The organism is Streptomyces sp. NPDC039462, from assembly GCF_055639375.1.
This window is the reverse complement of sequence record NZ_JBVKAO010000004.1, coordinates 621880-645883: the sequence shown is the minus strand read 5'-3', so window position 1 is coordinate 645883 and position 24004 is coordinate 621880. Positions and strand designations below refer to the sequence as shown.

The window sequence follows — 24004 nt, the reverse complement described above, 5'->3', positions numbered from 1 at the left end:
ACCGCGCCCTTCCGCTCAGCCCCCCGGTCATCAATTTTGACTAGGGTATCCCTGCTCCAGTGCCACCAGTTCGAAGGCCGTCTTTCCGTCGAGGGACTCGCGGACGATGTCGGCGTGGCCCGCGTGCCGGCCGATCTCCTCGACCAGGTGCAGCATGAGCCAGCGCATCGACACGGCGCCGTCCTTCGGGAACCACGGCGCCTCGGGCAGCGGGAACGTGTCGTCGAGGCTCGGCACCGCGCGGATGAACTCCTCGGTCTCGCGGGCGACCTCGTCCCAGAAGGCCAGCGTCTCGGCGAGCGTCTCGCCCTCCACGAGGCGGAAGCTGTCGCCCCAGGTGGCTTCCGTGCGCGCCTTCTCGTTGGGCTTCTGCTGGGCCATGCGCAGCCAGTTCAGCTCCGTCTCCGCGACGTGCTTCACGAGGCCGCCGAGGGTGAGTTCGCTGGCGCTCGGGCGGGCCTTAGCCTGCTCGTCGGTCAGGCCGAGCACCGAGCGGCGGACGCCGCCGCGCTGGGCCTCCACGAAGGCGATGAGGGCGCCGCGCTCGTCGCCCCTGGCTTCCGCGCTGACGTGAGTGACCATGGTGTCCGCCTCTTCTCCGGGCCTGCTCTGCGCAGGTGTTCCGCTGGGCTGTTCCGCCGGGCTTTCCGACACCACAGACGCTACGGAGCCTTGCGGTCAGGTGCTGTCCGCAAGGCTCCGAGGGCGAGGAAATACCAGAAGAGGAGATGTCAGAACGGGAAGCGTGACCTGCCGTGCTGTACCGAGATCCACTTCTGTGTGGTGAAGGCGTCGACCGTCGACTCACCGTTCAACCGCCCGACGCCGGAGTTCTTCTCGCCGCCGAAGGGCACGATCGGCTCGTCGTGCACCGTGCCGTCGTTCACGTGGATCATGCCGGTCCTCACGCGCTTCGCGACGCGCACGCCGCGCTCGATGTCGGCGGTGTGCACCGCGCCGCTCAGGCCGTACGGCGTGTCGTTGGCGATGCGGACGGCCTCGTCCTCGCCGTCGAAGGGCAGCAGCAGGGCGACCGGGCCGAAGATCTCCTGGCTCAGGACCGGGGAGCCGGCCGGCAGGTCCGTGAGGACCGAGGGGGCGACGAGGTTGCCCTCGGTCCGCCCGTGCAGCAGGGCCTTCGCACCGGCGGCGACGGCCTGGTCGACGACGGCCGTGACGGCGTCCGCCTGCGAGGAGTTGATGAGCGGGCCGATGTGGGTGCCCGGGTCGGCCGGGTCGCCCACCTTCAGGCTCGCGACCTTGGCGACGAACTTCTCGGTGAACTCGTCCGCCACGGACCGGTCGACGAGGATGCGGTTGGCGGCCATGCAGACCTGGCCCTGGTGCACGAAGCGGCTGAAGACCGCCGCGTCCACGGCGTAGTCGATGTCGGCGTCGTCCAGGACGATCAGCGCGCTGTTGCCGCCGAGCTCCAGGATCGAGCGCTTGAAGTTCGCGGCGCAGACCGTGGCGACGTGCCGCCCCACGCGGTCCGAGCCGGTGAAGGAGATGATGCTCGGCACCGGGTGCTCGATCAGGGCGTCGCCTATCTCGGCTATGTCCGTGATGACCACATTGAGCAGGCCGGCCGGCAGTCCGGCGTCCTCGAACACCTTGGCCACGAGGGCGCCGCCGAGCACCGGTGCGTTCTGGTGCGGCTTGAGGACGACCGCGTTGCCGAGGGCGAGGGCCGGGGCGACGGACTTGATCGACAGCAGGAACGGGAAGTTGAAGGGGCTGATCACCCCGACCACGCCGACAGGGACGCGGTAGAGGCGGTTCTCCTTGCCGTCGTCCGGGGAGGGCAGGACGCGGCCCTCGGCGCGCAGCGCGAGGTGGACCGACTCGCGCAGGAACTCCTTGGTGAGATGGATCTCGAAGGCCGCCTTGAGCCGGGTGCCGCCCAGCTCGGCGATGATCGCCTCGGTGATCTCTTCCTCGCGGTCCTCGACGATGCGCAGGGCGCGCTCGAACACGGCACGCCTGGTGTAGGGGTTGGTCTCGGCCCACTCCCGCTGGGCGCGCTCGGCGGCGCGGTAGGCCTGGTCGACCTCGTCGGCCGTGGCGACCGTGATGGACGCCAGCTTCTCCCCGTCGTACGGATTGAAGTCGATGATGTCCCAGGAGCCCGACCCGGCCTTCCACTCCCCGTCGATGTACTGATGAGCCAGGTCGGTGAAGAAGGACATGAGACGGACCCCTTGCCGCGGCAGCTGACGGCCGCAAACGGAAGCAGACACCTGATCTCACGTCATAGTACTTATGTTTCAGGTGAGTTGAAGCAGTCCGCGGAGAAGATCCCGGCTGCCCACCGGATCGGGGCTGTCCTTCTGCAGCTGGGCCACGACCCTGTCGTACTGCGCCACTTCCTCCGCCTTGTCGAGATAGAGCGCACCGGTGAGCTGCTCCACGTACACGACGTCGGAGAGGTCGGACTCCGGGAAGCTCAGCATCGTGAAGGCGCCGCTCTCGCCCGCGTGCCCGCCGAAGCTGAACGGCATCACCTGGAGGGTGACGTTCGGGCGCTCGGAGATCTCGATGAGGTGCTGGATCTGACCCCTCATCACTTCCCGGTCGCCGTACGGGCGTCGGAGCGCGGCCTCGTCCAGTACGCAGTGGAAGCGGGGCGCGTGCTCGGAAGCGAGGAGCTTCTGGCGCTCCAGGCGCAGCGCGACGCGCCGCTCGATCTCGGCCTTGCTCGCGCCCTTCATGCCGCGGGCGACGACCGCGTGGGCGTACGCCTCGGTCTGCAACAGGCCGTTGACGAACTGGACTTCATAGACGCGGATGAGCGAGGCCGCGCCCTCCAGGCCGATATATGTCTGGAACCAGCCGGGCAGGACGTCCGAGTAACTGTGCCACCAGCCCGTGAGGTTGGCCTCCTTGGCGAGCGAGAGGAGCGCGCCGCGCTCGGCCTCGTCGGTGACGCCGTAGAGCGTCAGAAGATCCTCGACGTCCCTGGACTTGAAGCTCACCCGTCCCAACTCCATGCGGCTGATCTTCGATTCGGAGGCGCGGATCGAGTATCCGGCCGCTTCACGGGTGATGCCGCGGGACTCTCTGAGCCGCCTCAGCTGCGAGCCCAGCAGGATGCGCCGTACCACCGAGCCGCTCGACTCCCCTGCGGTCACTTCGCTCAATCCTCCCGATCGACTGGAAGCCAGCAGTCTGCCATTAAACGCTCCGGGCCGTACACGTCCGGTTACAGAAACGGAAAGGGTCCGAAAGGTCCTCAGAAGAATCCGTGGGAAGAAATGGGCAAGAAGTGGCACGGGTTCGACCAAGTCCGGCGCGTGCACGTGCATCTGCCCTTGCATCTGCTGTGCGCATTCGGAACCATGGTCCGCGCGCCACTGCTGTACCGACCGCGTACCACCGCACCATCGGCGACCGACCGCGCCACCGCTCCATCGCTACGTACCGCGAAACCGGGGAGTGCCTCGCATGGGGACGAATGGATCGACCATGCTCGAGCCGTTAAGGCAGGGGCTACCTCCGATCGACCCCTCCGCGGTCTCCGACGCGGCCTCCGTCGCCCTCCCCGCCCGTTACGAAGCGGTGGGCAGCGCACGGCAGTTCACCCGGAAGACGCTCGGCCAGTGGGACCTCGACGAGAGGTTCGACGACATCGCGCTCGTGGTCTCCGAACTCGTCACCAACGCGCTGCGGCACGCGCTGCCCGCGGACACCCCGCGCGACCAACAGGAGCCGCCCGTGCGGCTGCACCTGATGCACTGGGCGACCCGTCTCGTGTGCGCGGTGCGCGACCCCAGCGACGACAGTCCGGTCACGCGCGACACCGACGACGACTTCTCGGCGGAGTCGGGCCGCGGCCTGTTCCTCGTGGACTCGTTCAGCGACAGCTGGGGCTGGCACCCGCTCGCCGGCGCGCTGCGCGGCAAGGTGGTCTGGGCGCTGTTCCGCCTGGGCTGAGACCCGACTTACGGGGAGTGCTCACGGGGAGTGTGGGTCAGCCACCTATCAGGTGGTCGAACTCCCCGTCCTTCATCCCCAGCAGCATCGCCTCTATCTCGGCGCGCGTGTAGACGAGCGCCGGGCCGTCCGGGAAGCGCGAGTTGCGCACGGCGACGTCGCCGCCCGGCAGCTTCGCGAACTCGACGCACGAGCCCTGCGAATTGCTGTGCCTGCTCTTCTGCCAGACGACCCCGTGAAGCTCCGTGGCCGCCATGCCGTTAAACGCGTGGTGCACAGGTCGCTCCCCGGGTGGTGCGGTGCCGTGAGTGGCTCTAGATGCAGTGGTCAACTGTCCCGGATCATAGCTGTGTTCACATGCCGATGCATGGGCAGATGCACGTGCACGCGGGGTGTTCCCCTGATTACAGCCCTGTGGGCACCTCGTACTAGGGAGAGACGCGTACCGCGCCCATCCTGTTCCCTCGGAAACGAGACCGGCCCCCTGCGGGCACCTCGGGGTGCCGACAGGGGGCCGGGGACGGGTGGCGGGTGGCGGGTGGCCAGGGAGAGCGGGGTGCGGTCAGCGAGGCGCCCCATACGGCAGCAGCGCCATCTCGCGGGCGTTCTTGATCGCTGCGGCGATCTGCCGCTGCTGCTGGGCCGTCACGCGCGTCACCCGGCGGCTGCGGATCTTGCCCCGGTCCGAGATGAACTTCCGGAGCAGGTCGGTGTCCTTGTAGTCGACGTACGTGATCCCGGCCTGGTCCAGGGGGTTGGGCCTCGGCTTCAGCGGGCGCGGGGGCTTGCGCGGGGACATGGGTCAGACCTCCAGGAGGGTGTCGAAGGCGGGGGGCAGGTGTTTCCAGGCGTCGCGTCCTGCGGCGTACTCCTCGTCCGTCAGGAGGCAGGACTCCAGGACCTCTTCGAGCCCGTCGCGGTCCAGGCCCGGCGAGGTGAACACCAGGTGGTTGCAGCAGTCGCCGTGCTCCGGGTGCCAGTCGAGCGCGGCGGCCGCGCGGCGCACCGGCGGCACCATTTCCCACGCGGCGTCCGGCAGCGAGGCCAGCCACGGCCCGGCGCTCTCGACGCAGAGCGCGCCGCCCGCCGCGTCCCACCCGAGCAGCGTGTCGGGGTGGTCGGCCAGCCAGAAGCGGCCCCGGCTGCGGGCGGCCGCGCAGGTCAGGTCCTCCAGCGCGTTGTAGAGCCGCTCCGGGTGGAACGGCCGCTCCCGATGCCATACGAGGGTGGAGACCCCGCACGCGTCGGCCTCGGTCGGCAACAGCGCGCAGGCCGGGTGCTGCGCCGCGGCGGCGGCCTCGACGTCGAATCCGGCGAGCGCGGCGCGGGCCAGGCCGCCCTCGCCGATGAGCACCTGGCGGGCGGTCGGGTGGAGCTGGGCGAGCAGGGCGCGGTCCTCGTCGTCGGCCTCCGGGGAGTCGGTGACGGCGAGCACGGGCGCGTACTCCAGCTGGCGCGCCCAGGTGTCGGCGACGGTGCGCTGGTCGGTGGGGGCCGCCGCGAGCCCGGCCTCCATGAGGTCGTCTCCGTTGCCGAGGCAGGGCAGGAGCAGGGCGGGGTCGACCGCCGTGACCACGCCGCTGAGCGCGAGGCCCTCGCCGCCGTGCGCGGCGACGACCTCGGCCATCGCCTTGGGCTCGACCGAGTCCCACAGCTCGACGACCGCGAGCCGGGTGAGCCCCGCGTCCGCGAGGCGGTCGAGCTCGGGCACGAGGTCCTCGCGGAGCGCGCAGCACGCGCAGTCGTTGACCAGCGGGGCGTCACCGGTGGAGAGCACACCGGTGGCGTCGCGGACCGTGCGGACGACGGTGCCCGTCACGGCGGTCGACAGGTCGTGGTGCAGGGCGACGCTGCCGGGGACGGTGGCGAGCAGATCGTCGACGGCCGCCTTGCGGGCGGCCGCGTGGAGGCCGGCGACGATCACGACGTCCATACGGGGCGGTTCCGGTTCCATCCGGGGTGTCTCTCCCTCGGCTCGCGCGGGCCGGTCCGGGCCCGGCATCAGCGCTTGCCGAAGCGGCGTTCGAAGCGCTCGACGCGGCCGGCCGTGTCCATCACGCGGGCGTTGCCCGTGTAGAAGGGGTGGCTCGCGGAAGAGACCTCGACGTCGATGACGGGGTACGTACGGCCGTCCTCCCACTCGACCGTCTTCGCGCTGGTCGCGGTCGAACGGGTGAGGAAGGCGAAGCCGGCGGCCTTGTCGCGGAAGACGACGGGGCCGTAGGGCGGGTGGATGTCCTTGCGCATGGCGGTCAGCGCTCCTCTCGGAAGTCGACGTGGCGTCCTGCCATCGGGTCGTACTTGCGCAGCGTGAGGCGGTCGGGGTCGTTACGGCGGTTCTTGCGGGTCACGTAGGTGTAGCCGGTTCCCGCCGTGGAGCGGAGTTTGATGACGGGGCGGTGTTCGGTGCGGGCCATGTGGGTAGTATATGAAAATGACTCCCGTTTTCAACTGGGGGTTCGACGGGGCCTCGACAGGGGCCCCGGGGGCTCAGGTGGAGTCCCGGGGGCTCAGCAGGGGCCCCGGGGGCTCGGCAGGAGCCCCAGCCCGTCTACCGAGAGGTGCGTCACCTTGTCCGCCCACTGCCAGCTGACCGGCGCGGAACCCCGCTTCGGCAACAACATCTCCCACTCCCACCGGCGGACGTCCCGCCGCTTCGACCCCAACGTCCAGCGCAAGCGGTACTGGCTGCCGAGCGAGGGGCGGTACGTGCGGCTGCGGCTCAGCACGAAGGGGATCAAGACCGTCGACAGCATCGGGATCGAGGCGGCCGTCGCCAGGATCCGTGCGCGGGGAGTGAGGATCTGATGGCCAAGAAGAGCAAGATCGCGAAGAACGAGAAGCGGCGCGAGATCGTCGCGCGGTACGCCGCGCGCCGGGCCGAGCTGAAGGAGATCATCCGCCGCCCCGGCACGAGCGATGCCGAACGGCTGGCCGCTCAGCGTGAGTTGGCGCGCCAGCCGCGCGACGCCAGTGCCACGCGGGTACGCAACCGGGACAGCGTCGACGGGCGCCCGCGCGGATACGTGGGGGCGTTCGGCCTTTCGAGGGTGAAGCTGCGGGAGCAGGCGCACGCCGGATATCTCCCCGGCGTGCGCAAGTCCTCCTGGTAGGCGCCCTGGTAGCTTGACGCGCGTCGTGGCCGGACCGGTTCTTCAGGGGGACTTCAAGTGCGCGTGTACGTCCGTAGGGTCCGTGCAGGTGCCGTCTTGGCCGGTGCCGGTCTGGCCGCCGCGCTCGTGCTGACGGGGTGCGGGAGCGGCGGGGACGGGGGCGGCGGCGGGGGTGGTGACGGGTCCGGGTCCGGGTCCGGTGGGAAGAAGGATCGCGGGTCGTCGTCCGGTTCGAGCGCTTCCGGCGAGTCCGGGGACTCGGGTGATTCGGGCGGCGGCTCGGGGGCGGACGGCGGGTCGGGGGCCAAGGACGGCGGCAGCCTGGAAGGCACGTGGGTCGCCGCGGCCGGCGGGACGCCGCTCGCCCTCGCCGTCACCGGGAAGACGGCGACGCTGCTCGGCGAGGACGTGCTGTGCAACGGCACCGCGGGTGGTCGCGCGGGAGCGCAGGTGATCAGCCTCAAGTGCCCGAAGGGGAACGCGGACCGCACGACGGGACTCATCGAGTCCGTGGACGGCACGTCCATGAAGGTCGTCTGGGAAGGCGCGCGCAGGGACGAGTTCCTGAAGACGCGGGGCGGCAAGCTGCCGGAGGGCCTGCCCACGGCGGGCGCACCCCAGCCCTGAGGCCTCTCCCCCTCCGGGGGGGGGCAGGCGATTGCGGGGGGGGGGGCTCCCTCAACGAGCCGTGGACCCCGGAGGGGGGTCAGGGGTGGTGGAGCCGTCCACCAGCATCGGCGGGGGCGCCGTGTCCAGGGCGTCGGAGAGCTCGTCCAGGGTCTCCAGGAGCAGGCCCGCCCCTCTGCGGACCACCCGGTCGGGGACGCCCTCGCCGTCCCACTCCTCCAGAGCCGTACGGACCGCGTCCCACTTCGGTACGCGGCGTTCGCGCACCGCCTTCGCGCCCTGCTCCGTCGACTTGCGCAACGCGTCGGCCAGGCGCGCCGCCGCGGGCACGGGGGTGTCGCCGCGTTCCGGCAGGTGCGCCTCCATCAGCATGGCCACGCGGCCCAGTTGGGCCAGCGTCGCCTCCGCGTCGGCGGCCGCGGCGCGGGACAGGCCGCGGTGGCGTACGGGCTCGTTCTTGGCCCGGTTCACGGCCTCCTGCCAGGCGACGCGGGCGTCGCGGGCCGCGAGCAGGGCCTCACGCACGTCCGGACAGGCCTTGCCCGCCGGGTGGGCGTAGTGGTCGACGACCGCGGCGGCGTACCGGCCGTCCGCGATCAGCCAGTCGGCGAGGCGGGTGCGCAGGCGCGGGGTCTCCCAGGCGGGGTAGACCGCGTACGCGATCATCGCGAGGACGCCGCCGAGCAGCGTCAGGACCACGCGCTCCGGGACGGTCTGCGTCCACTGCTGGCCGCCCATGCCGAGCAGGAACACGACGTACGCGGCCACGCAGGCCTGCGCCGCCACCTGGCCGGTGCGCATCAGCAGGTACATCAGCCCGGCGCAGAGCACGGCGAGCGCGGCGGACAGTCCCGTGCCGGGGTGGGCCAGCTGGACGAGGCCCGTGGCGAGGGCGACCCCGACGAGGGTGCCGCCGAACCGGGCCACGGCGCGGGAGTACGTCTGGGAGAAGTCCGGTCGCATCACCATGACGGACGCCATGGGGGCCCAGTACCCGTGCCCGAGGGGCAGCCAGTGCCCGAGCAGATACCCCGCAGCAGCCACCGCCGTGACCCGCACCGCATGCCGCGTCACCGGCGAATCGTGCCTGAAGTCGGCCCGAACGGCCCGGATGGCAGCAGGCACGAGGGCCAGGAGGCTGGGACGGAGGAGGGGGGCGGGGTGGGGGTTGTTGGGGCGAGATTTGTGGAGGTGGAGATGGGGCTTGGCTTGGGGGGTGGGGTCGGTGGTGGGGTGAGGGGTGGGGTCGGCGGGGGCGCCAGGGTCCGTGGGCGCGTCCGACCTGGGCGGGGCGCCCGAGGTGGTGGGAGCGCCTGGGGCAGGCGGAGTGTCCGGCCAAGCCGGGGTGGTGGAGGTTGTGGGGGTGGTGGGGGTGCCGTCCGGAGCGGCAGGCGTGGGCGACCCGGTCGGGGTCGCGGAGGGGGCAGGCTCGGCCGGACCGGTGGGGGCAGCCGGGGCGGTGGGCGCGTCCGGAGCAGTCGGTGTGGCAGAGGCTGCGGCGGCAGCGGAGGCGCCGCCCGGAGCGGCGGGCGTGGCCGGCCCGGTGCGGGTGGCGGAGTTGCCAGGCTCTCCGGGCCCGGCGAGGGCGCCCGGTTCGGTAGGGGCGCCCGGGGCAGTGGGAGTGGCCGGCCCAGTCGGGGTGGTGGAGGTTGTGGGGGCGGTGGGGGTGTCGCCCGGAGCGGCGGACGTGGGCGGCCCGGTGCGGGTGGCGGGGTCGGCGGGCTCGCCGGGACCGGCGAGGGCGCCCGGTTCGGTGGGGGCGCCCGCGGTAGTGGGGGCGCCTGGGGCAGTAGGAGTGGCCGGCCCAGCCGGGGTGGCGGAGGCGGTGGGGGCGTCGCCCGGAGCGGCGGACGTGGGCGGCCCTGTCGGGGTCGCGGAAGGGGCAGGGTCGGCGGGACCGGTGGGGGTGGTTGGTGGGGGTTGGGGGGTGCCGGCTGTTTCCAGGACGTCTTTTAGGAGCGCGCCCAGGCGGGTTGCGGCTCGGTAGGCCGGGCCCGTGAGGATCGCGCCGGTGTCGGGGGTCTTGAGGGCGGCCAGGGCCGCCGGGGGGATCTGGACCGGGGCGCCGTGGCGGATCGCCCGGGCCGCCGCGTCAAGGACCGCGCCCGCCGCGCCGAGGAGTTCGCGGACCCTGTCCCGCTCCTTGCCCTCCGGCGGTACGCCGACCGCCGGGTCCGCGAGGGAGGCCAGGACCGGGCGGATGCGTTCGGCGACGCCTCGCGCGCCGTGCAGCTCCGCGGGACGGGTGCGCGCCTGGCGCGGAGTGATCGTCGCCGCGTCGCGCGCCGCCATCAGGGGTTCCGGGTCGAACGCGGCCACCGGGTCGTGGCGGAGCCTGCGCGCGTAGTCCGCCTCGGCGGCCAGCGCGTCCGCCAGCGCGTCCCTGTGGGCGCCCCATCTGCGTACCGGAAAGAGGATCACCAGCGCCGCCTGCACACAGCCGCCGACGATCATCATCGCCGCGTGGCCCGCCGCCGCGGCGACCGAGGTGGGAATCGTGACCGTCACCAGCATGATCGCGACGTTGGACGACGCGATGATGCCGACCGTGGGGCCCGCCGCCCAGCTCAGCCCGGCCAGGAAGGTCCACAGGCAGAGGAGCCCGAGGAAGAGGAGCAGGTGGGAGCCGGTGAGATAGCCGAGGAAGGTCGAGACGGCGAGGCTGGTCCCGGAGGCGAGGGCGAGCTCCGGCCGGGGGCGCCAGCTGCGCTGGAACGTGGCGATGGCCGCCTGGAACGCCCCGAACGCGGAGCTCGCGGCCACCGCGGGACCGAACAGCGTGAGGCTGACGCCGATGATGATCGCCAGACCGGCCGCGCCACGCAGGGCGACCAGCGGCTCAAGGCGTTTGCGCTCGACGGTCAGACCCGAGCAAGCTGTCTCTTTCAGCGCGCGGAGCCAGGTCACTCTGTGATGATACGGGGCATATTGGACAGAGATGGAGTGAGGGGGCCGGGAGCAGCACGGTCACGTCGCGTTCAGTGCTGCCGTCGGGTCCAGGCGGGCTGCCCGGACGGCGGGGTAGAGGCCCGCCGCCATGCCGATGAGCAGGGTGGCGGTGAAGCCCGCCGTCAGGGACCAGGGCGGGACGACCGGGGTCCAGTCCTGGCTCAGGGCGAAGGCGTACGTCGCCGTCGCGCCCAGGAGCGCCCCCGTCGCCCCGCCCAGCGCCGAAAGGAGCAGGGACTCCGCCAGGAACTGGAGACGTATCGCACCCTTCGTGGCGCCCAGCGCGCGGCGCAGGCCGATCTCCGCGCGGCGTTCCAGGACCGAGATCACCATCGTGTTGGCGACCCCGACCCCGCCGACCAAAAGCGCCACCGCGCCGAGGCCCAGCATGAGCGTCGTCAGGCCCTCGTCCGTCGCCGCCTTCGCGGCCAGGGCGTCGGACGGCCGGGAGACCTTCACCGAGCCCTCGTCGCCCGGGCTGACCGTGCGGGCGAGTACCTCTCGTACGTCCTCGACCGTGTGGTCGGGCGAACGCTCGAAGACCATGGAGGGGTGGCCGTCGAAGCGGAAGTACTTCTCGGCCGCGGGGAAGCCGACCATCGCCACGCGGTCCAGGTTCGGGACGAGCTCCACGGGTGCCAGGACGCCGATGACGACCACGTACTCGTCGCCCATCATGATCTTCTCGCCGGGGGACGTGACGCCGAGCCGGTCCGCCGCCACCGAGCCGAGGACGGTGACGGGGAGCTTCTCGCTCACCTCGTCCAGCCATCTGCCCTCCCGTACTCGGGCGTTGAGGGCCTCCAGAAGGTCCGGGCGGGCGGCCTGTGCCGTCACGCCCGCCGTCCGCTCCTCGGGGACGACGTCGCTGCGCCGGATCCGGGCATCGACGTCGCCGGTCGCCGTGGCGTGCTGGACCGGACCGATGCGTTCCACCATCGCCACCGCCGACTTGGGGAGCGGCACGTCGTTGCCCATGGCGTCCTTGCCCGCCTCCGCGGTGAGGAGGTTCGTACCGAGCCGGTCGAGCTTCGCCATCAGGTCCGACTTGCTGGACTGGGAGAGGCCGACGACCGCGACCATCGTGGCGATGCCGATCGCGATGCCCAGCGCGGAGAGAACGACCCGCGCGCGGCGGGTGCGCAGGCCGACGGCGCCGACTCTGAGGATGTCGGTCAGGAGCATCTCAACTCCCCCCGGATACGGAGTCGGATACGGATACCTCGGATACGGATACCTCGGATACGGATGCAGATACGGAGTCGGAGTCGGAGTCGGACGTGATGGTGCCGTCCCGGAAGCGGACTCTGCGGGGCAGGGAGTCGGCTATCTCGTCGTCATGGGTGATCACGCAGATCGTCGTGCCCGTCTCGTTGAGCTCGCGGAGCAGTTCCATGACGACCTGACCCGACGCCGTGTCCAGGGCTCCCGTCGGCTCATCCGCGAGGAGGAGGGACGGGTCGCCCACGAGCGCGCGGGCGATCGCCACGCGCTGCTTCTCGCCGCCGGAGAGCTCGCTCGGCCGGTGGTCCAGGCGGTGGCCGAGGCGGACGCGTTCCAGGGCGGTGCGGGCACGGGCGCGGCGCTCCTTGCTGCGCACGCCGGCGTACAGCAGTCCGTCCGCGACGTTGTCGACCGCGTCACGGCCTGCCGCGAGGTGGAAGTGCTGGAAGACGAAGCCGATGTGGCGGGCGCGGAGGGCCGACAGGCGGGCGTCGCCGAGTGCGCTCACGTCGTGGCCCGCGACGCGGACCGTGCCCGAGGTGGGCTTGTCGAGCGTGCCGATGACGTTCAGCATCGTCGACTTGCCGGAGCCCGAAGGACCGACGATCGCGAGGAGCTCCCCGGCGCGGACGGTGAGGGAGACGCCGCGCAGGGCGTGCACGCCGCCGGCGTACGACTTGGTGACGTCGCGTAGTTCGATGACGGGGTCGGGGGCGGGGGTTGGGATGGGGGCGGGGGTGGGCGGCGGGGTGCAGGCGGGCGACGGGGTGGAGGTAGCGGCCGGCGTGGGCTTGGGTTTGGGTGTGGGTGTGGGTTTCATGGGGCCGCCACGCCTACCTTCGTGCCCTCCTCCAGTCCGGGGGCGCTCACCTCGATTCTGCCGTCGGCCGTCATGCCCGTCCTGACCCGCACCATGCGCGACGTACGGCCCCGGACCGTCTGGAGGCCGTAGCCGCCGTTCTCACCGCGCAGGGCGACGACCGCCTCGACGGGGACCGTGAGGACGTTCTCGCGGGACTCGCTGACGAACTTCACGCTCGCCGTGGCCCTGGTGTCCTCGCCCGACGCCGCCGACCTGCCGCCGTCCAGGGTCACTTCGACCGTGATGCCGTCGCCGGAGGGTCCGGAGCCGCCGCCTTCGGACGCCGCCGGGTCCTCCGGCCGCACCGTGCCGGTGACCCGGCCCGGTTCCGTCCTGCCGCTGGGCAGGGTGACCTCGACCTTCGTGCCGCGCGCGGTCAGCGACGCGTCGGACTGGTCGAGTTCGGCCCGGACGACGGGCTTCGTCGAGGCGACGGTGAGGACCGCCTGGTCCGGTCCGACGGAATCGGCGAGGGCCGCGTCCGCCGAGACGATCTTGACCTGCTCGGGCTGGAAGACCACGTCCCCTTTGCCGACCCGGCCTGTCGGCGTGCGGTTGAGGGACTTCTGCCACCGTTCGACGGCCGCCTCGGTCGCCCGGTCGAAGCGCGGGTCCACGTAGAGGTCCGCGCCATAGCCGAGGGCGACGAGGTTGCGTTCCAGCTGGAGCACGTCGCTGCCGCGGCTCCCCGCCCTCATCTCGCGGAAGGCGGGCACCGGGCCGTACAGGAGCGTCACCGGCTTGTCGTCCCGCTCGTAGAGGGCCTGCCCGCGCGTCACGGTGGCCCCCTCCCGAGCGGCGACCGTGACCGTGCCGTCGACGGGCGACTTCACCGCTCGGCGCCCCGCGAAGTCGATCTTCCCGTCGACGGTCTCGGACTTCACGAGATCGGTGCGGGTGACGGTGGCGGTGGCCGGGGGCAGCTCGCCCTCGCCGCTCGCGGCGCCCGTGTCGTCTCCCGGGCCGGAGAGGACGAGGACGCCTGCCGTGATGGCCGTGACCACTGCGGCGGCCGACACGGCTCCGCTCCTGGCTGTCAGAAGTCTCGTACGGCGGCGTCTCGTCACTGCATGCCGTCCAGGCCCTCGAGCAGCTTTCCCTTGCAGGCCTCGCGGGCTTTCTTGTACGCGGGTGAGTCGCGGTCCATCGTCGGGTCCGTCGGGTTCGGCTCGCCGCCGGGCATGACGTTGCCGCCCGACATCGTGGGGTTGGTGAACTTCGACAGGCCGTTCTCCCGCATGCATTTGGCGTGCGCGAGCATCGACTCGTAGTCCTTCTGGGCGTCGCGCTCGGGCTCGAGGTTCATGGCGGCCCGCAGCTCGGAGACGCAGACGCCGTCCTTGCCGCCCTTGTACTCCTCGCCGTTCCCCTTTGGGTCGACGACCTCGTCGATCTTCGCCCAGTCGAGGTAGCCGCTCAGCTTCGGATCGGGGAAGTCCTTGACGCCGGCCTTGCCGCGCATGCACTGGACGTACTTCAGCTGGGCGTCGTAGAAGGCGCTTCTGGCCTTGTTCGCGCCGGTTCCCTTGGATCCATCGGATCCATCGGACCCGTCGGACCCCTCGGACCCCTGCTTTCCCGTGTCCCTGGCTGCCCCCTTGCTGTTGCCGTCGGCCGCCTCAGGGGCGGAGGCTACGCCCGCGTCCTTCGCCCCGGCGTCGCCGTCCCCGTCGGCCCCGCAGGCCGCCGTGATCACCAGGACGGGCAGGGCGAGGAGGCCGGCGAGGCGGCGCCGGGCGGTCGCTCCGGGTGTGGTGTGGATGCTCATGGCGGCAATCTGCCGCCGCCACATGGTGGTCGTTCCACGACCGCATGATGAACACGTAACGCCACATGATGAGCACGTAACAATGCCCCGCGGAGCCGCGGTCACTGCCCCGACAGCCCCTGAACTGCGCAAACCCTCGCCCATAATCGTCCGCATGGCCCGAGTACCCCACGTGCTGCTGATCGAGGACGACGCGTCCGTGCGCGACGGCATGGAGCTCGTGCTGCGCCGCCACGGGTACGCCGTCGACACCGCCGCCACCGGTGAGGACGCCCTCGCCCTCCTCGCGAGGCCCGCCGGGCACGACGTCGAACTCGCCGTTCTCGACCTGATGCTGCCCGGCATGGACGGCTTCGAGGTCTGCCGGCGGATCCGTGCCACCGGGTCGACGATCCCCGTCGTCATGCTCACCGCGCGCGGCGACGACAGCGACATCGTGCGCGGCCTGGAGGCGGGCGCCGACGACTACGTGGTCAAACCCGTGACCGCGCCGGTCCTCGAGGCCCGCATCCGGGCTGCGCTGCGGCGGGCCGAACCGGTGCGGCGGCGGCCCGGCGAGGACACGTACGCCGGTCTCGTCATCGACCGCGCCGGGCTCACCGTCACCAAGTGCGGCACACCCATCGCCCTGCCGCCGACCGAGCTGCGGGTCCTGCTGGAGCTCTCCGCGTCGCCGGGGCAGGTGTTCAGCCGCGAGCAGCTGCTGCGGTCGGTGTGGGAGCACGACTTCCTCGGGGACTCGCGGCTCGTGGACGCGGCGGTCGGGCGGCTGCGGGCCAAGATCGAGGACGTGCCCGCCAAGCCGGTGTTCGTGCAGACGGTGCGGGGGTTCGGGTACCGGTTCGGGCCGGTGTGAGGGGCCGGGGAGGACGGGGCCGGCGCGGGGCAGCCGCGGTGGAGGGCGGGGCGGGGCGTGCGGGGGGTTCTGGAGGCGCAAGAGGCTCGGGAAGTGCAAGAGGCTCGGGAAGTGCAAAAGGTTCGGGAAGTGCGGGAAGTGCGGCGCGGGATGGGGGGCGACCGCCGCGATGTGTCGCGGGAACGGACGCGGTGGAGGGTGTGGGGCGGGCTGCGCACGCGCCTCGTCGTCGCCTTCGTGCTCGTCGCGCTCGTCAGCGCGGTCACCGCCACCGGGCTCGCCTACCGCGAGTCCCGCAACGCCGTCCTGGACCGCAAGCAGGACGCGGTGCGCACCGACTTCAAGAACCGCGTCGACCAGGCGTCCGCCGACCTCGCCATGCCGCCCGACGAGGTGTCCCTCACGCGGTTCGCGGCCGGGGTCGCCGACGGGCTCGGGGACACCGTGGTCGTCGCCGAGTACCGGTCCCTGACGGCATCCTCCGACGCCTCCGCCGAGGCGTCCGCCGACCGGTCGCTGATCTCCGCCTCCCTGCGCGACGCCGTACGCACCCGGAACCGGATGAGCCTCCAGCGTGTCGACCGGGACGGCAGCCCCTACCTGGTCGTGGGCACGCCCGTCACCTTCGACTCCGGGTCGCCGTCCGGGCTCGACGTCTTCGCCGTCAGCTCGCTGCGCGCCGAGCAGGACGACACGGAGGCCATACTCGCCGCCGTGCGGGACGGCTTGGTGCCCGTCCTGCTGCTCACCGTCGTGCTCGCGCTGCTTGCCGCCCGTACGGTGCTGCGGCCCGTGCGGGAGCTGGGGCGGGCCACGCGCCGGCACGCGGCCGGTGACCTCACGTCGCGGGTCGTGGTGCCGAAGGGGCGCGACGAACTCGCCGACCTGGCCCGGGACTTCAACCGGACCGCGGCGGCCCTCGAAACATCCGTCGCCGAGCTGCGCGAGCAGGAGGCGAAGGCGCGGCGGTTCGTGGCCGACGTCTCGCACGAGCTGCGTACGCCGCTCGCCGCGATGACGATGGTCGCCACCGTCCTCGACGAGGACGCCGGACAGCTGCCGCCGGACGCGGCGCGCGCCGCACGCACGGTCAGCGCGGAGACGGCGCGCCTCGCGCGGCTCGTCGACGACCTGATGGAGATGTCCCGCTTCGACTCGGGCGCCGCGCGTCTCAACCTCGGCGAGCTCGACCTCGCCGAGACCGTGCGGAACACGCTGGCGCTGCGGGGCTGGACGACGCGGGTCCGGGTCGAAGTGGAGGCGGAGGCGGACGCGGGGGTGGAGGTGGGGGAAGGGGTGCGGGGCGGGCTCTCGGGTGGGGTGCGGGTCGTAGCCGATCCGCGGCGCCTCGATGTCGTCGTCGCCAACCTCGTCGGCAACGCCCTGCGGCACGGTGCCGAGCCGGTGACCCTCACCCTGCGCGCCGCGGGCGACTGGGTGACGGTCGAGGTCGCCGACCGCGGGCCGGGCATCGCCCCCGAGGTCCTCCCCCACGTCTTCGACCGCTTCTACAAGGCCGACAGCGCGCGGACGCGCTCGGAAGGCAGCGGGCTCGGCACGGCCATCGCACTGGAGAACGCACGGCTGCACGGAGGGACGATCGACGTGGACAACAGGCCGGACGGCGGGGCGGTGTTCACGCTGCGGCTGCCGTGGCGGCGGGGTGAAGAGGGTGGCGCGCGGTGAGTCTCGTACGCGATGTCGTGTGGGGGTGTGGACGTGCTGCCAGGGGGGTGACGGGAGCCTCGTCGGTCGCGGTCATGGTAGTGGCCGTGGTCGTGGTCGCGCTCACCCTCACGGGGTGCGGGGTGCGGCCCACCGGTGTGGTGGACGCGGGCGAGGCGGCGGGCGGGCTCACGAAGGGGCTGCGGATCTACTTCGTCTCCGAGACGGGACGGCTCGAAGGGGTGACACGGACCATGCCCATCCGTGAACCGGCCGCCGTCATCAAGCTGTTGATGTCCGGCCCCACGGAGGCGGAGCAGCGGTCGGGGCTGACCTCGTTGGTCGACAGCGGGTCGTTCGAGGTCACCGGCGACGGCGACCGGCTCTCGGTCCGGGTGCCCGCCGCCACTCTCGACCCGACCTCCGTCGGCGACCGCAATCTCACCGGGCAGCTGGTGTGCAGTCTGGCGCGGGCGCGGGCCGTCCTCGACAAGCGGGGGCGGACACGACCTGACGATGTGCGGGTGTCCGTGCGTCCGGAGGAGGGGGCCGCGTTGGGGCCGTATGTCTGCTCGGACTTCTTGAAGTAGGTGGGGGGGCTGGGTGGCGGGGGTGGCGGGGTCGCCCCTCGCCTCGGGGCGTCAGCGTTCGGTGTGCTCGGCGTGCTCGGTGTGTCCGGTGCGTTCGGCGTGCTCGGTGATGTGCTGGTCGCGTCCCGCTTGGTAGACGCGGCCGTTGCCCTCTGCGTGGGCCTCCATGTGGATGCTGCCGGTGACTTCCTGACCGTCGGCCCCGCGCGTGAGGCGGTCGAGCAGGGCCTCCAACTCGGGGGCCGCCTCCGGGTGTTCGCTCAGCAGCGTGACCACCCTGGCGCACCAGTGGCCCTCCAGGCGGCCGGTGGCGGGGGTGGCGGCGCTTTCCGTCGCGTCCAGCGCCGTGCGGCGCGACGCTTCGAGTTCCCGCTCCACGTCGTCGGCCGCCTCGGGCTGGAAGCGGCGCCAGAACGCCACCACACCGTCCTTGGCCTGCTGCCAGCCGTCCGTCACCAGGAGGGTGACGACGGATGTGCCGGCGGTGCCGGCCAGAGTGAGCAGATACGGATCCATCCGGTGCCCCCGAGGTTCCGAACAGTCAGTGCGGAGTGGTGTCCAGGGTAGGGCGAACTGCCGTGTGGTGTGGGGGTGTTGGTCGGCGTCCGCTCACGGCAGCGCCGGGCCCCGGCCCTGGCTGCCCTGGCCCTGACCGTGGCTGCGGCCACGGTGCGCGACATGGGCGCGGTCCGCTGCCGCCGTTCCGTGGTTCCAGCCCTCGGCGTCCGTCACGCCCCGCACCCGCGTCGTGGTCGTCTCGGGGAACATCCGCTCGGTGTGTTCGGTGACGGCGACGTCGCGTGCGGCCAGTACGGGGAGCAGGGCAGCCGGGTCGGTTTCCGCGCCCCCGCCCGAGCCGGTGGGCCCGGCGGCCTCCCGTGCCGCTTCCGTCACCGCGTGTTCGCCCGCCGCGGCCAGGCGGCCGCCTATGCGGTGCGCGTACGCCATCAGGAAGGCCTGCCGGAACGTCTTCGTGCGCTTGCGGCCCGCCGCACGCTGGCCGGCCTCCGCCTTGGTCATCGCCGTGGTGCCCTGCACCAGCAGGGAGGTGTAGAGGAGCTCGACCGACTCCAGGTCGGGCTCGAAGCCGACCACGGTCGAGAAGCCGTACGCCTCGTTCCACACCGCCTTGCAGTGGTTCGCGGCGGCGACGGCGTCGAGCAGGATCGCCTTCGCCGTCTCGTACGGGGCGTCCACGCCGACGCGGCACGCGCCAGGGACGTCCTTCGCGTGCGTACGGGCCGCGAGCAGCGCCTCGTCGAGCGAGTGCCGGGCCATCAGCTCCTGCGCCTTGGCGGTCAGCGCCTCGGCCTCCTCCGGGAAGCCGGTCGCCTCCGCCTTGGCGAGCAGGGCGCGGATACGGGTGAGGGTGCGGGGCTCGCCCTGGACCGGGCCGGGGAGGGTGTCGCCGGGTGGCGGTCCTGCCGGTTCGAGTGGGGGGAGGCGGAGGAGGAGGCGGTAGAGCTGGAGGTGGGTGGTGGCCCGGGTGAAACGGTCCTGGGCGGGCCCGTCCGCGTCGGCCGGCCCGAGGTCCGCCAGCTGGGCTGCCCAGCGGGGCGGCAGGTGGGCGTAGCGGCTGGTCTCGGCGCGGATCAGGGTGGCGGTCAGGCGTACGTGGGGGTCGTCCAGGTCGCGGCGGACGAGGCGGATGATGTCGGCGGGCTGCCAGCCTCGCTGCCAGGCGCGGTGCAGGTACTCTTCGCCTCGGCGGCGCAGGTCGGCGTCCGCCTCGGGGGCGGCCGCGAGGAGTGACGCCCCGGCGTCCAGGCCTTCGTCACCGTCGCCGTACAGCGCAGCCGCGAACGCCCTGTCGATCACCGAGTCCATGGGGCAAGGGTATGGGGCGGGTTCTGGCGGGGGCGCCTTGTGCAGGTTTGCGCCTTCTGCCCGTCTGTGGGGCGGGCTGGTTCTGGCGTCGTTCGCCTTGTGCGGGGTTCGCCTTTGCTTCGTCTGTGGGGCGGGGCCGCGGGGGTATGTGCGTACTCGCCATCCCTGCGCCGCGCCTCAAGTCCAAAGACGCCACAGTGCGCTCGGTGCTCCGTTCGCACATACCCCCACGTCCCCTCGGGCGCGTGCGCGCCTGCGGCCCGGTGGGGGGCCTTGCCCCTACTCCCGCAGGTCGTTGCGGGGCAAACGGGTGGGTGGGTGGGAACATCCGCCGCGGAGCGGCGGGCTTGGTGGTTGTGGGCTGGCGGGGCGGCGCGGGTGGACCGGGGGCGCCGCGGGCCCGGGGGCCCGTCCGGGGGGCTCCCGGGTGCGGGAGGCGGGCGGGGCTGGAAGGCTCGGCGCATGCGAGTCGCGCTGGCACAGACGGACTGCGCGCTGGGTGAGGTCGAGCAGAACCTGGAGACCGCGCGGGACCAGGCGGCCCAGGCCGCGGCCCAGGGCGCCGACCTCGTCGTCTTCCCCGAGCTGAGCCTGCACGGCTATCACCTGGGCGGGCTCAAGAGGGACACGTCGATCACGACGGACGACCCGGGGCTGCTCGGCCTGACGGAACCCGGTGGCCCCGACGTCCTGGTCGGCCTCCACGAGCACACGAGCCTCCGGGCGTACAACACGGCGGCGTACGTCTCGGAGGGCCGGCTCCTGCACGTACACCGGAAGCTGTACCTCCCGAACTACCTGGCGTGGGAGGAGCGCAAGCACGTGAGTCCGGGCCAGCACCTGCGCGCGTACGACCTGCCGCACGGGCAGGGCCGCGCCGCCACCCTCATCTGCAACGACGCGTGGCAGCCCGCGCTCCCCTGGCTCGCCGTGCAGGACGGCGCCGAGGTCATCTTCGTACCGACGAACAGCGCGGCCAGCCTGGACCCGGAGGCCATGGACACCGGCCTGTACTGGGACACGCTGCTGTCGTACACCGCCCGCATGCTGCAGTGCTGGGTCGTCTTCGTGAACCGGGTCGGCAATGAGAACGGCGCCTCGTTCTGGGGCGGTTCACGCGTCGTCGACCCGCGCGGCACGGTCGTCGCGCAGGCGCCGAAGTGGGAGCCGGGGCTGGTGACGGTCGACATCGACGTGCACGAGGCGCGCCGGCAGCGCCGCGCCGTGCCGCTCGTCGCCGAGGCGCGGCTCGGCCTGGTCGACCGCGAGGTGCGGCGCCTCATCGACGAGGGCGGCGACAGCTGAGGAGCTGCCGGAGCCCGTGGGCTGCTCCGGGATGTGTTCAGGGTGATCCTCCGGGTCTTCTCCGCGCACCCACCACCCCCGCCGACACCGCCACCACCGCGCACACCCCCACGCTCACCCCGAGCTCGCCCCACGGCACCGCCACTCCCGCCGGCATGGAGAGGAGGGCGAGGCCCGCGGACAGGCCGGTCAGGTTGACCGCGGTGACGGCCAGGCCGAGGAGCGTGCCCGCCGCCACGGCCACCAGCGCCTCTCCGGCGACGACCAGCCGCACCTGGCCGTGCGTGGCGCCCGCGAGGCGCAGCGAGCGCAGTTCCGCGCGGCGCACGGAGGTCGCCATCAGCAGGGTGCTCGCCAGCGAGATGCCCGTGTAGACGAGGGAGATGCCGAGGAGCATGAGGAGGCCGAGGCGCGTCTGTGCCTTGGTCCGCGGGTGCGTCGCGGCCAGCCACTCCTCGGCCGTGCGCACCTCACCTCCGCTGCGGGCCCGCAGCGCGGCCGCCGCGGCGCTGCGGTCCGCGCCCGCCGCCAGCCGGACGTCGATCCGGTCGACCGGGGCGGACGGTGCGTTCGCCCTGGTGACGTACGCGCCGTTGTCCCCGGTCCCGCGTGCGAGGACCGCCACGATCCGCAGCCGCGCGGGCCGTCCGTCCCCGAGCCACACGGCGACGTGGTCGCCGACCCGGTGCTTCTCCCACTCCTCGTTGACGACGATCGAGCCGTCGTCCAGGTCGCGTACGTCACCGGCGACCACCGGCAGCCGCGAGGTCGCCGCCAGTGCCACCGGGTCGCCCACCGCGCGCGCGTCGGTCCGGACGAGGGCGCTGCCTTCCTCGCGTACGAACACGCCGGTGGCGGCGGAGGGGGAGACGGCGGAGGCGCCTGGTACGTCCTGAGGGCGGATCGGCCTCAACGAATCCCCGGTGGCCACCAGTTGGGCCGACGTCCGCCGCTCCGCCTCCGTCGCCTTCGCCGCGCTCACGGTCTGCGCCGAGCCGAGCAGGCTGCCCGCGAGGGCGACGCTGACCAGGACCGGTGCCGCGACGGCGGCGGTGCGGCGCACGGCGGCGGTGGAGTTCTCGCGGACGAGGAGCCCGACGGCGCCGGGCAGCCGGAAGGCGCGGACGACGGGACGTACGAGAAGGGGCGCGAGCGCGGCGGCCGCGGTGATCAGGATCATCGGCTGGGTCGTGTACGTCTTGCGCTTCAGGAGCGCGGACGGGTCCGTGCCCAGGGTCCGTACGAGCAGCCCGAGCCCGCAGGCGAGCAGCAGCGCCCCCACGATGCGCCGGCTCCACGGCATGACACCGCTGTCCACGGACGCGTCGCGCAGCGCCTCGACCGGGCCGACGCGCCCGGCCCGCCGCGACGCGGCCCAGGACCCGGAGAAGGAGACGAACAGGCCGGTCCAGAAGGCGAGTTGGAGGGGCCAGGAGAACCAGCCGATCTCCTCGCCTCCCACCGCGAACCAGTCCGGCGCGATCCCCGCCCGCACCAGCGCCTCGGCCTGCGGCCGCGCCCCCCACGCCCCGAGCACACACCCGGCGAAGGACGCCAGCACGCCCACCGCGAGCGCCTCGCCGAGGAGTTGTCTGCGCACCTGCCCCGGCGTGGCTCCCGCCATCCGCAGCAGCCCGAACTCCCGCCGCCGCAGCGCGACCACGAAGGCGAACGTCGACGCCGTGACGAACACCGACACGAAGGCGGCCACACCGCCCGCCGTGCCGAGGAAGGAGTTGACGGCCACCAGCGCCTCGGCGTCCCGCGCGGTGCCGGGGTCCGCGTGGCGGCGGTCGTCGCCGGTGAGGACGCGGGCTCGTCCGCCGACGACCTCGCGTACGGCCGGGGCGGGGGCGTCGACGCCGACGGCGTCCCGTTTGTCCCCGTCGAGCCGTACGGGCCCGAGCCGCCGAAGCTCGCGCAGCAGTTCGATATCCACAGGCTGTGGATGAATGAGCGGCTTGGTTACGTGGGTGACGTCCGGGCCCCGCCGGACCGGAACCGTCAGTGTGTCCTGCCCCATGACGACGACGGGCCACCCGGCGAACCGCTCCGGGGCCCGCTCGGGCGCCGAGAGGCTCGCGGCCAGCCCCAGCGCCATGGCGGCGGTGAGCCCGACGCCCAGGGCGACGGCCACGAAGGCTCCCACGAGGCTGCTCCACCGGGCCCGGAGCGAGGCGAGGAAGATCATCACGCGCGCACCTCCGCCGCTGCGACCGCTTCGAGGCCCGCCATCGCCGCCGCGACCTCACCGGCGTCCGGCGCCCGCAGCTCGCTCGCCACCCGCCCGTCGACGAGGAACACCACCCGGTCCGCGTACGAGGCCGCCACCGGGTCGTGGGTGACCATCACGACGGTCTGCCCCTCCTCGTCCACCAACCCGCGCAACAGCGCGAGCACTTGACGGCTCGTCCCCGTGTCGAGCGCTCCCGTCGGCTCGTCGCCGAAGAGCACCGCGGGCCGGGTGACCAGCGCCCGCGCGAGCGCCACCCGCTGCTGCTGCCCGCCCGACAGCTCACCGGGCCGGTGCCCGGCACGGTCGGCGAGGCCCACGCGCCCGAGCGCGTCACGGATCTCCGTACGCGAGACCCTGCGGCCCGCGAGGCGCTGCGGGAGCGCGACGTTCTGGGCGGCGCTCAGGGCGGGCAGCAGGTTGTAGGCCTGGAAGACGAAGCCGATCCGCTGCCGGCGCAGCAGCGTCAGCCGGCGCTCGCTCAGTCCCGTCAGCACGGTCCCGCCCACCTCGACAAGCCCGGACGTCGGGCGGTCGAGTCCGGCGGCGCACTGCAGCAGTGTGGACTTGCCGGAGCCGGAGGGGCCCATCACGGCGACGAAGGTGCCGGTGCGGACGTCGAGGTCGACGCCGTCGAGGGCGGTTACTTCGCCGTGGAGTCGGCGGACTCCGGCGAGACGCACAACGGTTTCACTCATGCCTCCACCCAACCGGCGCGCCCTCCCCGGAACACGCCCCCTGGAGGGCGTCCCGGGGGTAGGGCGGGCCATACCCTCCGGGGGGCGGGGGGTATGGCCTGCCCTGCGACGTCCTGCCGGGGTAGGAGCACCGAGCCCGCCGCTCCGCGGCGGATGTCTCCCACCCACCCACCCGTTTACCCCGCGACGTCCTGTGGGGGTAGGGCGGGTGGGTGGGTGTTCCCCCGCGATGTCCGGCGGGAGTAGGGGCGGGTGGGCGGGTGTTCCCGCGACGCCCTGGGGGTGTGGAGGCGGGCGGGTGGGGGCTGCCCTGCGTCGTCCAGCGGGAGTAAGGGCGGGTGAGTGGGGGATCGC

At 72.7% G+C, this 24004-nt stretch carries 25 protein-coding genes; 8 read left to right on the top strand and 17 right to left on the bottom strand.

Features of this window, described 5'->3' with window-relative positions; all coding sequences use genetic code 11:
* Positions 1 to 30: 30 nt before the first annotated feature.
* The 3 genes from ACZ7LU_RS25345 to ACZ7LU_RS25335 form a co-directional block, all read right to left on the bottom strand.
* Positions 31 to 582: a DinB family protein gene (locus tag ACZ7LU_RS25345; RefSeq protein ID WP_468090932.1), complete on the bottom strand. Its 552-nt coding sequence runs from the start codon at positions 580 to 582 to the stop codon at positions 31 to 33.
* Positions 583 to 731: 149 nt separating this feature from the next.
* Complete coding sequence (locus ACZ7LU_RS25340; protein ID WP_398302445.1) at positions 732 to 2189, bottom strand: aldehyde dehydrogenase family protein; 1458 nt, start codon at positions 2187 to 2189, stop codon at positions 732 to 734.
* A gap of 78 nt (positions 2190 to 2267) precedes the next feature.
* A complete protein-coding gene (locus tag ACZ7LU_RS25335) occupies positions 2268 to 3131 on the bottom strand; it encodes a helix-turn-helix domain-containing protein (protein WP_468090928.1) in 864 nt (287 codons plus the stop codon).
* Positions 3132 to 3444: 313 nt separating this feature from the next.
* On the opposite strand from ACZ7LU_RS25335, the gene ACZ7LU_RS25330 reads away from it, so the two are divergent.
* Positions 3445 to 3933 carry an ATP-binding protein gene (locus ACZ7LU_RS25330; RefSeq protein WP_398302443.1) on the top strand — a complete coding sequence of 163 codons (489 nt, stop codon included), beginning with the start codon at positions 3445 to 3447 and terminating at the stop codon, positions 3931 to 3933.
* A gap of 37 nt (positions 3934 to 3970) precedes the next feature.
* Here the strand turns inward: ACZ7LU_RS25330 and ACZ7LU_RS25325 are convergent, their stop codons facing one another.
* From ACZ7LU_RS25325 to rpmG, 5 genes are all read right to left on the bottom strand, one after another.
* Positions 3971 to 4210 carry a DUF397 domain-containing protein gene (locus ACZ7LU_RS25325; RefSeq protein ID WP_223775964.1) on the bottom strand — a complete coding sequence of 80 codons (240 nt, stop codon included), beginning with the start codon at positions 4208 to 4210 and terminating at the stop codon, positions 3971 to 3973.
* 285 nt (positions 4211 to 4495) lie between these two features.
* On the bottom strand, positions 4496 to 4732 hold the full coding sequence (rpsR, locus tag ACZ7LU_RS25320; RefSeq protein WP_471918097.1) for a 30S ribosomal protein S18: 237 nt from the start codon (positions 4730 to 4732) through the stop codon (positions 4496 to 4498).
* A gap of 3 nt (positions 4733 to 4735) precedes the next feature.
* Complete coding sequence (locus ACZ7LU_RS25315; RefSeq protein ID WP_471918096.1) at positions 4736 to 5887, bottom strand: CobW family GTP-binding protein; 1152 nt, start codon at positions 5885 to 5887, stop codon at positions 4736 to 4738.
* 47 nt (positions 5888 to 5934) lie between these two features.
* Entirely contained in the window at positions 5935 to 6180 is a 246-nt protein-coding gene (locus ACZ7LU_RS25310; RefSeq protein WP_471918095.1) for a type B 50S ribosomal protein L31, read from the bottom strand.
* A 5-nt stretch (positions 6181 to 6185) separates the two neighbouring features.
* Entirely contained in the window at positions 6186 to 6350 is a 165-nt protein-coding gene (gene rpmG, locus ACZ7LU_RS25305) for a 50S ribosomal protein L33 (protein WP_362997281.1), read from the bottom strand.
* 154 nt (positions 6351 to 6504) lie between these two features.
* Between rpmG and rpmB the strand changes: the two genes are divergently transcribed.
* The 3 genes from rpmB (at position 6505) to ACZ7LU_RS25290 (ending at position 7673) form a co-directional block, all read left to right on the top strand.
* Positions 6505 to 6741: a 50S ribosomal protein L28 gene (gene rpmB, locus ACZ7LU_RS25300; protein ID WP_055568530.1), complete on the top strand. Its 237-nt coding sequence runs from the start codon at positions 6505 to 6507 to the stop codon at positions 6739 to 6741.
* Entirely contained in the window at positions 6741 to 7046 is a 306-nt protein-coding gene (gene rpsN, locus ACZ7LU_RS25295) for a 30S ribosomal protein S14 (RefSeq protein WP_468301083.1), read from the top strand. The genes rpmB and rpsN overlap by 1 nt, the downstream gene beginning before the upstream one ends.
* Positions 7047 to 7142: 96 nt before the next feature.
* Entirely contained in the window at positions 7143 to 7673 is a 531-nt protein-coding gene (locus ACZ7LU_RS25290) for a hypothetical protein (RefSeq protein ID WP_471918094.1), read from the top strand.
* Between the two features lie 51 nt (positions 7674 to 7724).
* On the opposite strand, the gene ACZ7LU_RS25285 is transcribed toward ACZ7LU_RS25290, so the two are convergent.
* The 5 genes from ACZ7LU_RS25285 to ACZ7LU_RS25265 are packed head-to-tail and all read right to left on the bottom strand — an operon-like array spanning position 7725 to position 14476.
* Positions 7725 to 10580, bottom strand: a complete 2856-nt coding sequence (locus ACZ7LU_RS25285) for an FUSC family protein (protein ID WP_471918093.1) — start codon at positions 10578 to 10580, stop codon at positions 7725 to 7727.
* A 60-nt stretch (positions 10581 to 10640) separates the two neighbouring features.
* Positions 10641 to 11807 carry an ABC transporter permease gene (locus tag ACZ7LU_RS25280; RefSeq protein ID WP_470974193.1) on the bottom strand — a complete coding sequence of 389 codons (1167 nt, stop codon included), beginning with the start codon at positions 11805 to 11807 and terminating at the stop codon, positions 10641 to 10643.
* A gap of 1 nt (position 11808) precedes the next feature.
* Positions 11809 to 12666, bottom strand: coding sequence for an ABC transporter ATP-binding protein (locus ACZ7LU_RS25275; RefSeq protein WP_471918092.1), 858 nt, complete (start codon positions 12664 to 12666; stop codon positions 11809 to 11811).
* Complete coding sequence (locus ACZ7LU_RS25270; RefSeq protein WP_471918144.1) at positions 12663 to 13748, bottom strand: peptidoglycan-binding protein; 1086 nt, start codon at positions 13746 to 13748, stop codon at positions 12663 to 12665. Before ACZ7LU_RS25270 ends, ACZ7LU_RS25275 begins: the two co-directional genes overlap by 4 nt.
* 23 nt (positions 13749 to 13771) lie before the next feature.
* Complete coding sequence (locus ACZ7LU_RS25265) at positions 13772 to 14476, bottom strand: hypothetical protein (RefSeq protein ID WP_471918091.1); 705 nt, start codon at positions 14474 to 14476, stop codon at positions 13772 to 13774.
* 154 nt (positions 14477 to 14630) lie between these two features.
* On the opposite strand from ACZ7LU_RS25265, the gene ACZ7LU_RS25260 reads away from it, so the two are divergent.
* From ACZ7LU_RS25260 to ACZ7LU_RS25250, 3 genes are all read left to right on the top strand, one after another.
* Positions 14631 to 15332: a response regulator transcription factor gene (locus tag ACZ7LU_RS25260; RefSeq protein ID WP_398302420.1), complete on the top strand. Its 702-nt coding sequence runs from the start codon at positions 14631 to 14633 to the stop codon at positions 15330 to 15332.
* A 150-nt stretch (positions 15333 to 15482) separates the two neighbouring features.
* Positions 15483 to 17018, top strand: coding sequence for an ATP-binding protein (locus tag ACZ7LU_RS25255; protein ID WP_471918143.1), 1536 nt, complete (start codon positions 15483 to 15485; stop codon positions 17016 to 17018).
* A 74-nt stretch (positions 17019 to 17092) separates the two neighbouring features.
* Positions 17093 to 17587 carry a GerMN domain-containing protein gene (locus tag ACZ7LU_RS25250; protein WP_471918090.1) on the top strand — a complete coding sequence of 165 codons (495 nt, stop codon included), beginning with the start codon at positions 17093 to 17095 and terminating at the stop codon, positions 17585 to 17587.
* Positions 17588 to 17638: 51 nt separating this feature from the next.
* On the opposite strand, the gene ACZ7LU_RS25245 is transcribed toward ACZ7LU_RS25250, so the two are convergent.
* Together ACZ7LU_RS25245 and ACZ7LU_RS25240 are read right to left on the bottom strand one after the other, a co-directional pair.
* Entirely contained in the window at positions 17639 to 18103 is a 465-nt protein-coding gene (locus tag ACZ7LU_RS25245) for a hypothetical protein (RefSeq protein WP_471918089.1), read from the bottom strand.
* Between the two features lie 93 nt (positions 18104 to 18196).
* A complete protein-coding gene (locus tag ACZ7LU_RS25240) occupies positions 18197 to 19414 on the bottom strand; it encodes a DUF2786 domain-containing protein (protein WP_471918088.1) in 1218 nt (405 codons plus the stop codon).
* A 462-nt stretch (positions 19415 to 19876) separates the two neighbouring features.
* On the opposite strand from ACZ7LU_RS25240, the gene ACZ7LU_RS25235 reads away from it, so the two are divergent.
* Positions 19877 to 20719 (top strand): nitrilase-related carbon-nitrogen hydrolase, encoded by an 843-nt coding sequence (locus ACZ7LU_RS25235; protein ID WP_398302413.1) that lies wholly within the window; start codon positions 19877 to 19879, stop codon positions 20717 to 20719.
* Positions 20720 to 20756: 37 nt separating this feature from the next.
* On the opposite strand, the gene ACZ7LU_RS25230 is transcribed toward ACZ7LU_RS25235, so the two are convergent.
* Together ACZ7LU_RS25230 and ACZ7LU_RS25225 are read right to left on the bottom strand one after the other, a co-directional pair.
* Positions 20757 to 22910, bottom strand: a complete 2154-nt coding sequence (locus ACZ7LU_RS25230) for an ABC transporter permease (RefSeq protein WP_471918142.1) — start codon at positions 22908 to 22910, stop codon at positions 20757 to 20759.
* On the bottom strand, positions 22910 to 23650 hold the full coding sequence (locus tag ACZ7LU_RS25225) for an ABC transporter ATP-binding protein (protein WP_471918087.1): 741 nt from the start codon (positions 23648 to 23650) through the stop codon (positions 22910 to 22912). The genes ACZ7LU_RS25230 and ACZ7LU_RS25225 overlap by 1 nt, the downstream gene beginning before the upstream one ends.
* Positions 23651 to 24004 lie beyond the last annotated feature (354 nt).

Bases quoted from the DNA above. Each gene is read 5' to 3' on its own strand.
- ACZ7LU_RS25345 (WP_468090932.1), bottom strand. From the start codon at position 582: ATGGTCACTCACGTCAGCGCGGAAGCCAGGGGCGACGAGCGCGGCGCC.
- ACZ7LU_RS25340 (WP_398302445.1), bottom strand. From the start codon at position 2,189: ATGTCCTTCTTCACCGACCTGGCTCATCAGTACATCGACGGGGAGTGG.
- ACZ7LU_RS25330 (WP_398302443.1), top strand. From the start codon at position 3,445: ATGGGGACGAATGGATCGACCATGCTCGAGCCGTTAAGGCAGGGGCTA.
- rpsR (WP_471918097.1), bottom strand. From the start codon at position 4,732: ATGTCCCCGCGCAAGCCCCCGCGCCCGCTGAAGCCGAGGCCCAACCCC.
- ACZ7LU_RS25315 (WP_471918096.1), bottom strand. From the start codon at position 5,887: ATGGAACCGGAACCGCCCCGTATGGACGTCGTGATCGTCGCCGGCCTC.
- ACZ7LU_RS25310 (WP_471918095.1), bottom strand. From the start codon at position 6,180: ATGCGCAAGGACATCCACCCGCCCTACGGCCCCGTCGTCTTCCGCGAC.
- rpmG (WP_362997281.1), bottom strand. From the start codon at position 6,350: ATGGCCCGCACCGAACACCGCCCCGTCATCAAACTCCGCTCCACGGCG.
- rpsN (WP_468301083.1), top strand. From the start codon at position 6,741: ATGGCCAAGAAGAGCAAGATCGCGAAGAACGAGAAGCGGCGCGAGATC.
- ACZ7LU_RS25280 (WP_470974193.1), bottom strand. From the start codon at position 11,807: ATGCTCCTGACCGACATCCTCAGAGTCGGCGCCGTCGGCCTGCGCACC.
- ACZ7LU_RS25275 (WP_471918092.1), bottom strand. From the start codon at position 12,666: ATGAAACCCACACCCACACCCAAACCCAAGCCCACGCCGGCCGCTACC.
- ACZ7LU_RS25265 (WP_471918091.1), bottom strand. From the start codon at position 14,476: ATGAGCATCCACACCACACCCGGAGCGACCGCCCGGCGCCGCCTCGCC.
- ACZ7LU_RS25260 (WP_398302420.1), top strand. From the start codon at position 14,631: ATGGCCCGAGTACCCCACGTGCTGCTGATCGAGGACGACGCGTCCGTG.
- ACZ7LU_RS25255 (WP_471918143.1), top strand. From the start codon at position 15,483: ATGGGGGGCGACCGCCGCGATGTGTCGCGGGAACGGACGCGGTGGAGG.
- ACZ7LU_RS25250 (WP_471918090.1), top strand. From the start codon at position 17,093: ATGGTAGTGGCCGTGGTCGTGGTCGCGCTCACCCTCACGGGGTGCGGG.
- ACZ7LU_RS25245 (WP_471918089.1), bottom strand. From the start codon at position 18,103: ATGGATCCGTATCTGCTCACTCTGGCCGGCACCGCCGGCACATCCGTC.
- ACZ7LU_RS25240 (WP_471918088.1), bottom strand. From the start codon at position 19,414: ATGGACTCGGTGATCGACAGGGCGTTCGCGGCTGCGCTGTACGGCGAC.
- ACZ7LU_RS25235 (WP_398302413.1), top strand. From the start codon at position 19,877: ATGCGAGTCGCGCTGGCACAGACGGACTGCGCGCTGGGTGAGGTCGAG.
- ACZ7LU_RS25230 (WP_471918142.1), bottom strand. From the start codon at position 22,910: ATGATCTTCCTCGCCTCGCTCCGGGCCCGGTGGAGCAGCCTCGTGGGA.
- ACZ7LU_RS25225 (WP_471918087.1), bottom strand. From the start codon at position 23,650: ATGAGTGAAACCGTTGTGCGTCTCGCCGGAGTCCGCCGACTCCACGGC.